At 64.8% G+C, this 12,701-nt stretch carries 11 protein-coding genes; 10 read left to right on the forward strand and 1 reads right to left on the reverse strand.

What is annotated here, in order from left to right:
* Nucleotides 1-15 precede the first annotated feature (15 nt).
* The gene (locus G3N93_RS22500) at nucleotides 16-912 is read left to right on the forward strand and encodes an amidase family protein (RefSeq protein WP_307873424.1); all 897 of its coding nucleotides are present in this window, start codon (nucleotides 16-18) and stop codon (nucleotides 910-912) included.
* An 88-nt stretch (nucleotides 913-1,000) separates the two neighbouring features.
* Here the strand turns inward: G3N93_RS22500 and G3N93_RS22505 are convergent, their stop codons facing one another.
* A complete protein-coding gene (locus G3N93_RS22505) occupies nucleotides 1,001-2,914 on the reverse strand; it encodes a hypothetical protein (protein ID WP_174940562.1) in 1,914 nt (637 codons plus the stop codon).
* Between the two features lie 940 nt (nucleotides 2,915-3,854).
* Here G3N93_RS22505 and G3N93_RS22510 point away from each other — a divergent pair.
* From G3N93_RS22510 to G3N93_RS22550, 9 genes are all read left to right on the forward strand, one after another.
* On the forward strand, nucleotides 3,855-4,991 hold the full coding sequence (locus tag G3N93_RS22510; protein WP_174940560.1) for a muconate/chloromuconate family cycloisomerase: 1,137 nt from the start codon (nucleotides 3,855-3,857) through the stop codon (nucleotides 4,989-4,991).
* A 50-nt stretch (nucleotides 4,992-5,041) separates the two neighbouring features.
* Nucleotides 5,042-5,986, forward strand: a complete 945-nt coding sequence (gene catA, locus G3N93_RS22515) for a catechol 1,2-dioxygenase (protein ID WP_174988384.1) — start codon at nucleotides 5,042-5,044, stop codon at nucleotides 5,984-5,986.
* Nucleotides 5,987-6,100: 114 nt separating this feature from the next.
* Nucleotides 6,101-7,459 carry a Rieske 2Fe-2S domain-containing protein gene (locus G3N93_RS22520; protein WP_175046412.1) on the forward strand — a complete coding sequence of 453 codons (1,359 nt, stop codon included), beginning with the start codon at nucleotides 6,101-6,103 and terminating at the stop codon, nucleotides 7,457-7,459.
* A complete protein-coding gene (benB, locus tag G3N93_RS22525; protein WP_174932886.1) occupies nucleotides 7,456-7,944 on the forward strand; it encodes a benzoate 1,2-dioxygenase small subunit in 489 nt (162 codons plus the stop codon). The genes G3N93_RS22520 and benB overlap by 4 nt, the downstream gene beginning before the upstream one ends.
* A 44-nt stretch (nucleotides 7,945-7,988) precedes the next feature.
* On the forward strand, nucleotides 7,989-9,011 hold the full coding sequence (gene benC / locus G3N93_RS22530; RefSeq protein WP_174940554.1) for a benzoate 1,2-dioxygenase electron transfer component BenC: 1,023 nt from the start codon (nucleotides 7,989-7,991) through the stop codon (nucleotides 9,009-9,011).
* 2 nt (nucleotides 9,012-9,013) lie between these two features.
* Nucleotides 9,014-9,784, forward strand: coding sequence for a benzoate diol dehydrogenase BenD (gene benD / locus G3N93_RS22535; protein WP_206133983.1), 771 nt, complete (start codon nucleotides 9,014-9,016; stop codon nucleotides 9,782-9,784).
* A 93-nt stretch (nucleotides 9,785-9,877) separates the two neighbouring features.
* Nucleotides 9,878-10,276, forward strand: coding sequence for a RidA family protein (locus G3N93_RS22540; RefSeq protein WP_174932892.1), 399 nt, complete (start codon nucleotides 9,878-9,880; stop codon nucleotides 10,274-10,276).
* Nucleotides 10,277-10,507: 231 nt separating this feature from the next.
* Nucleotides 10,508-11,320: a creatininase family protein gene (locus G3N93_RS22545; RefSeq protein ID WP_206133984.1), complete on the forward strand. Its 813-nt coding sequence runs from the start codon at nucleotides 10,508-10,510 to the stop codon at nucleotides 11,318-11,320.
* Nucleotides 11,321-11,381: 61 nt separating this feature from the next.
* Nucleotides 11,382-12,560, forward strand: a complete 1,179-nt coding sequence (locus G3N93_RS22550; RefSeq protein WP_206133985.1) for a YncE family protein — start codon at nucleotides 11,382-11,384, stop codon at nucleotides 12,558-12,560.
* Nucleotides 12,561-12,701: the final 141 nt, after the last annotated feature.

Consider the following 12,701-nt stretch of genomic DNA (forward strand, 5'->3'; position numbering starts at 1 on the left):
TAGCTCGGGCGGACCGTGGGGCGCTACCCGTGGGGCGGCGTGGCGCCGATTTCGGGCACGCGCGACACCGTCGGCCCGATCGCGCGGTCGGTCGAGGACATCGCGCTGCTCGACGCGATTCTGTCGGGAACCGGCACCGGTGCGCCGACGGCGATGCCGACGCGCAGCACGACGCGCCCTGTGCGTCTGGCCGTCCCGCGCACGACATTCTGGCGCGGCCTCGCGCCGGATGTCGACGCGGTGGCGAATGCCGCGGTGGCAAAGCTGGAGCAGGCGGGATTCGAGTGCGTCGACCTCGACCTGAATGACTATCCGGGGTTCTTCGACGACGAGCCGGCCGTTATCGCGATGTATGAATTCCGTTCGTCGATGCACGCGTACCTGGTCGAGAACGGCTACGAGCTATCGGTCGACGACATCGTCGCGAACGTGGGGAGCCCGGACGTCGCGAAGATCGCCCGCCATATCACCGGCCCCGACGGTATCGGCGAAGCGGCGTACCGCACCGCGCTCGACCGGCGCACGCGGTCGCGTGCCGCGTATCGGCAGTGCCTCGCCGACAGCGGTGCCGATGCGCTGGTCTTCCCGACCACGATCGCCACCGCGTGCCCGATCCCGGCGGGCGACACGATGATGCTCAACGGCGCACCCGCATCGGTGTTCTCGACCTACATCCGGAACACCGAGCCGGGCAGCAATGCCGGCATCCCTGGCATGACCGTCCCGGCCGGCCTGACGGCGGCCGGGCTACCGGTCGGCCTCGCACTGGACGGGGCGGCCGGCACCGATCGCGAACTCATCGCGGTCGCGCTGGAGGTCGAGCGGGTACTCGGGCGGCTGCCGGCGCCGGATGACGGGTATGGGGTGGAGGGGCGGCTGGGCGGATACCCGGCCAGCGACGGCGCGTCGTGACACGCAATCTGCCGGGACGCCAGTCGGGTCGATCGCGACGGGATGCGATCGACCCGGCTTGCGCGTTCCTGGCAGCGCGCCGGTACGGCTAGCGAGACATCGACGGAATGGCGCTGGTGGTCGCCTTCGCATAGAAGCCGACCAGCGTGTCGTGCATCTGCTGACGGCTGGCGTCGTCCGCGTAGGCCATATGGCCTCCCGGATACAGCACCCGCGTGTAGCTCGACTGCATTTGCGACGACGGGATCTGGCCGCCCTTCGGATCCGATACGTATTGCATGTCCCAGTCGACGAGCGCGGCCGGCACCACGCCGTCGTAGTACCCGGCCGCGGTCATCACCTGCATCTTCGGATTGATCGCCATTTCATCCGCAATGAAGATGGTCGCGTCGGGGAAGGGCAACTGGCTTCCGTTCGGATAGCTGGTGTTGTGATTCCAGTTGTTTCCGGTTGCGGCATTCAGCCCTTGATATCCGGAAACGGTTTGATATTTAAGGGTGTTGTAAACATATGACGTAAAGATCGGCGTGTAGGCGGACAAATCGTCGAGGGATGGATCGTAAGTCAGGTAATTGTCGATCGATGCCGGGATATTTGCACCCGCCAGGGCCTTGCGCAGATCGTATGCGCCGAGTGTTTTTCCTTGAACGAACATATTGTCGAAGCCCAAAGGAATCTGCGGCCCGATACCTTCATTGGCGAAATAGAAGGTGTCGGCTATGACAGTCGGATTGGACGGCGTCGATTGCGCCTGGGCGTTGAAAAAGTACGGACTGCCGCTTGCATCGGCGTACAGGAGATTGCCGAATAGCGCGTTGAGCTGCGGCGCAATGGTTTGCGCCTGTGTCACCGCGCCAGCTGTCGAGCGCCATGACGGATCTGGCAGCCCGGTCGTCGCATTCAGCGGATCCGCGAGTTTGACGAGCGTATTGAACGAGAAATCCTCCGATTTTTGAAAGAGGTCGGACAGGCTGAGGCCGGACAGCGTCGGGTCGGTAATGGCCCCCCAGTATTTGGCGGCCATCGTGATGGTCGGGCCGATGAGCGATGGCACCGGATAACGGCGGCTGGGATGAACGGAGCCGTCGCTGTACGTGTTGATTCGCTGTTCGTATTCGTTGAGGGCCGGCGCCTGCATGATCAGGCCGCTCAGCTTGATCCCGTAGGTGTTGTGCAGCGTGTACGACATGATCCCGACCCGCGGCCCGCCGTAGGATTCGCCATAGATCATCAGCGGCGACTGTCCGCGATTGTTGATGTTCAGGTAACGGTAGATCAGCCCCGCATTGACCAGTTCATCCGCATCGACGCCCCAGAAATCCTGGTTTTTCTTCGGCGAAACCGCTTCCGAATAACCTGTTCCCGGCGGGTCGACGAACACGATGTCGGTCTTGTCGAGCAGTGTCTGCGGGTTCTCTCCGAGCGTGACGTCATTGGGACCCGAGACGGTCGAGCCCTGTTCGGAAAATACCCGCATCGGCCCGTAGGAACCCATGTGCAGAAAGTTCGAGGACGAACCGGGGCCGCCGTTGAAGAAGAAAGTGACAGGGCGCTTCGTCACGTCCGCGCCGTCCAGCGTGTACGCGGTATAGAAGATCGACGCCGTCGGCGCGTTGGTATTCGGATCCCGCACGGTCAGGTGGCCCGCCGTCGCCGTATAGGTGAGGGGTTTGCCGTTGAGCGTAATGCGATGGTGCGTCACGGCTGCTGCTTCCGTCGCGGACGGTAGCGATCCGGTCGCGGTCGTGTCGTAGGCCGTGTTGTCGACGTAGGGCTGGTCGGCCGCCAAAGGCGCGAGCGACGGCGATGACGGCGTGGTGGCGGACGTGGTTTGTGGCGGTAGCGGCGCTGGTGCCGAAGCGGAAGACGTTGAAACGGCCGGGCCGTCATCGCCACCGCAGGCGGATACGAGACATGCGGCGAGGATGGCCGCTCCGAGATAACCGGCCATGATCGACGGTAGCCGACGGCCGAAATGATTCGCATCAGGTAAACGCGACATTTTTACCCCTTCTGTTCGAATTTGAAAAGCAAGAAAGTTTTTATACGTCTCCTGTATTCGGCAACCTCCAGTTTGCCGTTTGTTGATGAATTAAATGGGCGTGACAAATCCCGCGCGATTGCGCGCCATAAGCGTTATTTAATGAATTAATATCGGCCAGGCTCTCGGTTCTTTTAATGAAATGAAAGCTTAAGTGATGTCTCCATTGGTATGGTGTGCGGAATGTATGTCACAAAATTTTACGGCGCAAGAGGTTTTTCACAATTAAAAATTGTTGCGCTTGTTTTTATAAACATCGATTAAATAAAGGATTTTCTCAATCAACGGGGATGCCTTTTGATTATTGGATGCCGGGGGATATTCGACTTGCGCGCGAGCGGGAAGGGTGCGGCGCGGACGTCGGCCGGATCGTTCGACATACGTCACCCGAAGGGAAGCAGCCGCCTGCCGGATGGTCCTGTTGCGGCGCACGGCCCCACGCGCTAGGGCGGAATCCCGATGCCGGGCAGCCGCCGTCTCGTCGGGCCTGCCGGTGTGCCGTTCCGATGATGTGTTCCGCGTTCGGCGTGCGCGGCGTCGCTTTGCCACCGCTGCCGAGGATCGGGCGCATCGCCAATTGCGAGGGTCAGCCCGGGCGATCTATCAGGAAAACCCTGATGCGGCCCGGCGAAGCGGCGTTTTTCAAGCTCCGGCCGCCGCTGCAGCCGGCTCGCTCCCGGTCCTCGCCCACCCGCATCCCGGATAGCCGCTCCCCTCGATCCAGCATGGCTTCCAGCCCGTATTGCCTGTCATCGAGGGTATGGTAAACGGCGCCATCTACCGAATATCTCCGGATTTCAATACCTGACAGGTATTGAAAAAGCCGCCTAAAAGTATTGGACGCTCGATTCGGCCGAGACGTATAAATCGCCTCAAGAACTTCACCTCCACGGCGTGCCCCATGTCCTCCGTCACCATCGAACGCTTCGAAACCCGCCTCGTCGACCTGCCGACGATCCGCCCGCACAAGCTGTCGGTGGCCACGATGCACGGCCAGACGCTGATGCTCGTGAAGGTGTTCTGCAGCGACGGCGTGACGGGCCTCGGCGAAGGCACGACGATCGCCGGCATGGCGTACGGCCCGGAAAGTCCCGAGGCAATGAAGCTGGCGATCGACACGTATCTCGCCCCGGCGATCGTCGGCAAGGACGCGACGCGCATCCAGACGCTGATGGCATTCCTCGGCAAGCTCGCGAAGGTCAACCACTTCGCGAAAAGCGCACTCGAAACCGCGCTGCTCGACGCACATGGCAAGCGGCTCGGCGTGCCGGTGAGCGAGCTGCTCGGCGGCCGCCGCCGCGATCGCCTGCCGGTCGCGTGGACGCTCGCATCGGGCGACACGGCCACCGACATCGCCGAAGCCGAACGGATGCTCGACCAGCGCCGTCACAACGTATTCAAGCTGAAGATCGGCGCAAAGTCGCCGGAGACCGACATCCGCCACGTGGCCGAGATCAAGAAGGCAGTCGGCGATCGCGCGTCGGTGCGTGTCGACGTGAACATGGCGTGGAGCGAAACCCAGGCCGCGCGCGCGATTCCGGCGCTGGCCGATGCCGGCTGCGAACTGGTCGAGCAGCCGGTGGCCTCGGCCGCGGCGCTGGCGCGCCTGATGCGCCGCTTCCCGGTCGCGCTGATGGCCGACGAAATCCTGCAGGGCCCCGACAGCGCATTCGACATCGCGAAGCATCACGGCGCGGACGTGTTCGCAATCAAGATCGAGCAAAGCGGTGGCCTGTTCGCCGCGCAGCGCGTCGCCGCGATCGCGGATGCGGCCGGCATCGAGCTGTACGGCGGCACGATGCTCGAAGGCGCGTTCAGCACGGTGGCGTCCGCGCACCTGTTCGCGAGTTTCGCGAACCTGCAGTGGGGCACCGAACTGTTCGGGCCGCTGCTGATTACCGAAGAGATCCTGACGCAGCCGCTGGACTACAGCGACTTCGAACTGACCGTGCCGGACGGCCCCGGTCTCGGCATTGAACTCGACGAAGACAAAGTCAGGCGATTCACCCGCGACGGGCTGACGAAAGTCGCGCGGTAGCCCGAGTCAGGCCAGGCCGTCACCCCCCAAATACACGTGGAGACACCATCATGAGCGTCAAAGTTTTCGAGTCCCGGGAAGTGCAGGATCTGTTGAAGGCCGCGTCGAACGCGGGCGCGGACGGCACGAAGGGCGGCAACGCGCGCACGCAGCAGGTCGTGCTGCGGCTGCTCGGCGACCTGTTCAAGGCGATCGACGATCTCGACATCACGCCCGACGAAGTGTGGGCCGGCGTCAACTACCTGAACAAGCTCGGCCAGGACGGCGAAGCGGCGCTGCTTGCGGCCGGCCTCGGCCTCGAGAAGTTTCTCGACATCCGGATGGATGCCGCGGACAAGGCGGTTGGCCTCGACGGCGGCACGCCGCGCACGATCGAAGGGCCGCTGTATGTCGCGGGCGCACCGGTGCGCGACGGCGTGTCGAAGATCGACCTCGACGCGGACGACGGTGCGGGCCCGCTCGTGATCCACGGCACGGTCACGGGCCTCGACGGCAAGCCGATCGCGGGCGCGCTGGTCGAATGCTGGCACGCGAACTCGCACGGCTTCTATTCGCACTTCGACCCGACCGGCAAGCAGAGCGATTTCAACCTGCGCGGCGCGGTGAAGACGGGCGCGGACGGCAAGTACGAATTCCGCACGCTGATGCCGGTCGGCTACGGCTGCCCGCCGCACGGCGCGACGCAGCAGCTGCTGAACGGCCTCGGCCGCCACGGCAACCGCCCGGCGCACGTGCACTTCTTCGTCGACAGCAACGACCACCGCAAGCTGACGACGCAGTTCAACATCGATGGCGATCCGCTGATCTGGGATGACTTCGCGTATGCGACGCGCGAGGAGCTGATCCCGCCCGTGGTCGACAAGACCGGCGGCACGGCGCTCGGCATGAAGGCCGATGCGTATCAGGACATCGAGTTCAACTTCGTCCTGACGCCGCTGGTGCAGGGCAAGGACAACCAGATCGTCCACCGCCTGCGCGCAGCCGCGACGGCGTAACCGCCCGCCGGCGCGGCGCCGATGCGCCGCCGCCGGCCGGGTTCCCGCGAGATTCAACCGATTACCGATGCGAGCGTGCTTGCAGGACGCGGCACGCGCATGGGAGGAGCCAACATGTCCGCCACGATCGACCAAGCCACCGACCTGGATCACCTGCTCGCCACCGCCGTGCAGGACGACAAGGAGGCCGGCATATTCCGCTGCCGCCGCGACATCTTCACGAACGCCGAGCTGTACGAGCTCGAGATGAAGCACATCTTCGAGAGCAACTGGGTGTACCTGGCGCACGAAAGCCAGATCCCGGCGAACAACGATTACTACACGACGTGGATCGGCCGCCAGCCGATCGTGATCACGCGCGACAAGACCGGCGAGCTGCACGCGGTGATCAATGCCTGCGCGCACAAGGGCGCGATGCTGTGCCGCCGCAAGCACGGCAACAAGGGCAGCTTCACGTGCCCGTTCCACGGCTGGACCTTCTCGAACACCGGCAAGCTGCTGAAGGTGAAGGACGAGAAGACGACCGAGTATCCGGTGCAGTTCAACACGCACGGCTCGCACGACCTGAAGAAGGTCGCGCGTTTCGAGAACTATCGCGGCTTCCTGTTCGGCAGCCTCAGCGCCGACGTGCTGCCGCTCGAGGAATACCTCGGCGAAGCGCGCGTGATCATCGACCAGATCGTCGACCAGGCGCCGAACGGGCTCGAAGTGCTGCGCGGCAACTCGTCCTACATCTACGAAGGCAACTGGAAGATGCAGATGGAGAACGGTTGCGACGGCTACCACGTCAGCACCGTGCACTGGAACTACGCGGCGACGATGGGCCGCCGCAAGGAAGACGGCACCAAGGCCGTCGATGCGAACAGCTGGAGCAAGTCGGTCGCGGGCGTGTACGGCTTCGACAACGGCCACATCCTGCTGTGGACGCAGACGATGAATCCGGAAGTGCGGCCCGTGTATCAGCACCGTGAAGAGATCAAGGCGCGCGTCGGCGACGTGCAGGCCGACTTCATCGTCAACCAGACCCGCAACCTGTGCGTGTACCCGAACGTGTTCCTGATGGACCAGTTCAGCACGCAGATCCGCGTGGTGCGGCCGCTCGGCGTCGACAAGACCGAAGTCACGATCTTCTGCTTTGCGCCGAAGGGCGAGAGCGAGACCGATCGCACGATCCGGATCCGCCAGTACGAGGATTTCTTCAACGTGACGGGCATGGGCACGGCCGACGACCTCGAGGAGTTCCGTGCGTGCCAGAACGGTTATGCGGGCATCACGGCGATGTGGAACGACCTGTCGCGCGGTGCGCCGCTGTGGGTCGACGGCCCGGACGAGAACGCGAAGAAGATGGGGCTGAACCCGCGCATTTCCGGCGAGCGCAGCGAGGACGAAGGGCTGTTCGTGTGCCAGCACGAACACTGGGTGCATGTGATGCGCGATGCGCTGAAGAAGGAACGCGGGGAGGTGGCAGCATGAGCTTCGATTACCGGACTGTCTGCGCGGCGCTGTATCGCGAAGCGCGCCTGCTCGACGATCGCCAGTGGGACGAGTGGCTGACCTGCTACGCGGAGGACGTCACGTACTGGATGCCCGCGTGGGATGACGACGATCGGCCGACCGAGGATCACCAGAGCCAGATCTCGCTGATGTACTACCCGGACCGTGGCGGCCTCGAGGATCGCGTGTTCCGGATCAAGACCGAGCGCAGCGGCGCCTCGACGCCCGAGCCGCGCACCAGCCACAACGTGACGAACGTCGAGGTGCTGGCCGAGCGCGACGACGAGGTGGACGTGCGCTACAACTTTCACACGCTGAACCACCGCTACCGCGTGACCGATCACTTCTTCGGCACGATGTTCGTCACGTTGCGCAAGGTGGGCGACGAGCTGCTGATCTCGTACAAGAAGATCGTGCTGAAGAACGACTACATCCGGCAGGTGCTCGACGTCTATCACGTCTGACACCGTTGCCTTGTCATGAAAGAAAAGGAAGTGGAGGTGACGCCATGTCCAGCTACAAGATTGCACTGAACTTCGAGGACGGGGTAACCCGCTTCATCGATTGCAAGGCCGGCGAGAAGGTGCTCGACGCAGCCTTCCGCGCGAAGATCAACCTGCCGATGGATTGCTCCGACGGCGTGTGCGGCACCTGCAAGTGCCGCGCCGAAAGCGGCAGCTACGACCTCGGCGACGATTACATCGACGATGCGCTCACCGAAGACGAGAAGGACGGCGGCCTTGTGCTGACCTGCCAGATGGTGCCGCAAAGCGATTGCGTGATCGCGGTGCCGACGTCGTCGGTTGCCTGCAAGACGGGCCAGAGCGGGTTCGCCGCCACGGTGACGAAGGTCGAGCAGCACAACGACGCGGCCGTCGTGCTCGAACTCGACGTCGGCGCGGCCGCGCCTGTCTTCCTGCCGGGCCAGTACGTGAACATCGACGTGCCCGCGAGCGGCCAGCATCGCTCGTACTCGTTTTCGTCGGCGCCGGCCGATGCGAAGGTCAGCTTCCTGATCAAGAAGATCCCCGGCGGCGTGATGAGCACCTGGCTCGAATCGGCGCAGCCCGGCGACAAGCTGGAACTGCACGGGCCGCTCGGCAGCTTCTACCTGCGCGACGTGCAGCGGCCGCTGCTGTTCCTCGCGGGCGGCACGGGGCTGGCGCCGTTCCTGTCGATGCTCGAGGTGCTGGCGCGCACCGGGTCGCAGCAGAAGGTGCACCTGATCTACGGCGTGACGCGCGATCTCGACCTCGTGCTGGTCGAAGCGATCGAAGCCTACGCGGCGACGCTGCCGAACTTCAGCTTCGCGACGGTCGTTGCCGATGCCGAGTCGAGCCATGCGCGCAAGGGCTGGGTCACGCAGCACATTCCGGCCGATGCGCTGAACGACGGCGACGTCGACGTGTATCTGTGCGGGCCGCCGCCGATGGTCGACGCGGTGCGCAAGTACTTCGACGACGAAGGCGTGAAGCCGAACAGCTTCCACTACGAGAAGTTCACCCCCAACGTCACGGCAAAGGCGGCGTGATCATGCAACGATTCTCTGGCAAGGTCATCGTCGTCACGGGCGCCGCACAGGGCATCGGCCGCGGCGTCGCGCTGCGCGCGGCGGCCGAAGGCGGCAGGGTGCTGTTCGTCGATCGCGCGGATTTCGTCGCCGAGGTCGCGGCCGAAGCGATCGGTGGCGAGACGGCCGGCTTCGTCGCCGATCTCGAGACGTACGACGGTGCGCATGCGGCGATCGCGCACGCGGCGCAGACGTTCGGCGGCATCGACATCCTGATCAACGGCGTCGGCGGCGCGATTCGCATGCGCCCGTTCGCCGAATTCGAGCCCGCGCAGATCGATGCGGAAATCCGCCGTTCGCTGATGCCGACGCTCTATACGTGCCACGCGGTGCTGCCGCACCTGCTTGCGCGCGGCGGCGGCACGATCGTCAACATCTCGTCGAATGCGACGCGCGGCATCCGCCGCGTGCCGTACTCGGCGGCGAAAGGCGGCGTCAATGCGCTGACGGCGGCGCTCGCGATGGAATACGCGGAACACAACGTCCGGGTCGTGGCGACCGCGCCGGGCGGCACCAGCGCGCCACCGCGCCGTGTGCCGCGCAATGCGGCCGGCGACAGCGAGCAGGAACAGGCATGGATGGGCGAAGCCGTGCGCCAGGTCACGGAATCGACGTTCTTCAAGCGCTACGGCAGCCTCGACGAGCAGATCGCGCCGATCCTGTTCCTCGCCTCCGACGAGGCGAGCTACATCACCGGCACGGTGCTGCCGGTCGCGGGTGGCGATACGGGTTGAGCGGCGTGTCGTGACGCCGCTTGCGAGTGTTCAACGTGTGTTCCATCGACAACCCACCGGCCGGCGCGATGACGCCGGCCACGGAGACCCCCTATGCGTGATCGAAAAGCCATCGTTCCGGCGGGAATGGAAGCGGTGTACGAAAAAATCGGCTACGCACCGGGCTTGAAGGTCGGCGATACGCTGTACGTATCCGGCCAGATCGGCCGCGATGCGGCAATGCAGCTCGTCGAAGGCCGTGAAGCCCAGATCGTGCAGGCGTTTGAAAATTTGAAGCTGGTGCTGGAGGCTGCCGGCGCATCGTTCAACGACGTGGTCGACCTGACGACCTTCCACACCGACATGCGCGACCTGCCGTTGTTCATGCAGGTGCGCGACCGCTACCTCGCTGCGCACCCGAAGCCTGCGTGGACGGCGGTCGGTGCGCACATGCTGGGCGGCGCGCCTGGCTATATCGTCGAGATCAAGGCGGTGGCTGTGTTGCCGGCGTGATGTGCGTTGACGAGGTGCGGGCGCGAGGTGCCGCAGTCCATGCATCGAATCAGCTTGTCGCGTGCTGACATGGCGCGAGAGATTTCGCGACGCAAGACGGAATCCTGACGAATGGCTTTCTCGCGACCTTCGGCGTGAATCGTTGCGCGGCGGTCAGCGACAAGTCGGGCGAGTTCGTTTATGGTGCGAGGGAACGCAGCGTCGTTTCCTTCCTTCCGTCGAGAATCCGCGATGAAATGCCTGCCACGCGCCATCTTCGCCGCCCTCGCTTTTATCGTCGCGCAAGCCGCGCTCGCCCAGGTGCCGGGAACGGTGCAGCTCGAAGACATGACCTGGACCGAACTGCGCGACAGCATCCGGGCCGGCAAGACCACCATCCTGATCCCGATCGGCGCGACCGAGCAAAGCGGGCCGTACGTCGCGCTTGGCAAGCACAACGCGCGGGTCAAGGTATTGTCCGAGCGGATCGCGGAAGGCCTCGGCAACGCGATCGTCGCGCCCGTCATCGCCTATGTGCCCGAGGGCGGCTATGCGCCGCCGACGTCGCATATGCGCTTCCCGGGCACGATCACCGTGCCCGACGACGTCTTCGAAAAGACCCTCGAATCCGCGGCCAACAGCTTCCGGGTCCATGGCTTCACGAACATCGTGTTCCTCGGCGACCACGGCGGCTATCAGAACGACATCAAACAGTCGGTAGCCCGGCTCAACAAGTCGTGGGCGGGCACGGGCGCGCGCGCGTTCGTGCCGGCCGCGTATTACGGCACCAGTTCCGACGGTTACGACCAGATCCTGCGCGAGCACGGCGTGCCGGCCGCGGATATCGGCACGCATGCGGGGCTGGCCGATACGTCGTTGCTGCTGGCGGTCGCGCCGGGCATGGTCAGGGTCGACAAGCTGCGCAACGCCGCGAAGCCGGGCGCCGTCGACGGCGTCTACGGCGGCGATCCGCGTCATGCGAGCGCCGAGCTCGGCCGGCTGGGCACCGACGCCATCGTGTCGCGCACCGTCGACGCAATCAGAAAGGACATCGCCGGCCGCTGACGCAGCCGCGCCATCGCGCTACTTTTGTCGTCGTTCCATTCAATCGAACAGGGACATCGTCATGCAACCGCGCTTTCGCCGTCACATCCGCTTTTCCCGTCCCGCGATCGTCATCGCGGCAGCGCTGGTCGGCTTCGGTGTGCGCGGTGCGATCGCGGCGTCCGCCGTCGCGGCCGTGCCCGGCATGCCGCCCGTCATCCAACCCGACAACCTGTACAGCGAGGCGCAGGCCGGCCGCATGAGCGCGGCGGTGGCAGGCGCGTTGCCGCGCATCTATGTGCCGAACCTGAGATCGAACGACGTCTACGTGATCGACCCGGCCACGTACAAGGTCGTCGACCGGTTCGCCGTCGGCCGCAGCCCGCAGCACGTGGTGCCGGCATGGGACCTGCAGACGCTGTGGGTCGCGAACAATGCGGAAGGGCGGACCGACGGCAGCCTGACGCCGATCGACCCGAAGACGGGCAAGCCCGGCCAGGCAGTGAGCGTCGACGATCCGTACAACATGTATTTCATGCCCGACGGCAAGGATGCGATCGTGGTGGCCGAGGCGCATGCGCGGCTCGATTTCCGCGACCCGAAAACGATGGCGCTGAAATCGAGCCTCGATGTGCCGCAATGCAAGGGCATCAACCATGCCGACTTTTCGATCGACGGCCGGTATGCGCTCTTCACGTGCGAGTTCGGCGGCAAGCTGGCGAAGATCGATCTGGTGAATCGCACGGTGGTCGGCTACCTCGAACTCGACCGGAAAGGGATGCCGCAGGACATCCGCGTGTCGCCGGACGGCAAGGTGTTCTATGTCGCCGACATGATGGCGGACGGCGTATACGTCATCGATGGCGATGCCTTCACGAAGATCGGCTTCATCCCGACCGGCGTGGGGACGCACGGGCTGTACCCGAGCCGCGACGGCACGAAGCTCTATATCGCGAATCGCGGCTCCAATCGCGTCCACGGGCCGCGCCACGGCAAGGGCAGCGTATCGGTGCTCGATTTCGCGACCCGCAAGGTGGTCGCGACCTGGCCGATTCCCGGTGGCGGCAGCCCCGACATGGGCAACGTCAGCGCGGACGGCAAGACGCTGTGGCTGTCGGGCCGCTTCGATGACGTCGTCTATGCGATCGACACCGCGAGCGGCGCGGTCCGGTCGATTCCCGTCGGCATGGAGCCGCACGGCCTGACGGTGTGGCCGCAGCCGGGGCGCTATTCGCTGGGCCATACGGGAAACATGCGGTAGGGCGGCGCCCGGTCAGCGCGTACCGGCACGGCCGTTCGACACGCGGGCCGCATGGCTCGCCGATGAAACCCGCGCAAGCAACCGCCGCGGCGCAAACCGCGCGCGGTTCGTGCGCCGGTCCGGCCCGTCGCCGCGCAGGGC

The organism is Burkholderia sp. Se-20378 (assembly GCF_017104665.1).
GTDB classification, from domain to species: Bacteria; Pseudomonadota; Gammaproteobacteria; order Burkholderiales; family Burkholderiaceae; genus Burkholderia; species Burkholderia lata.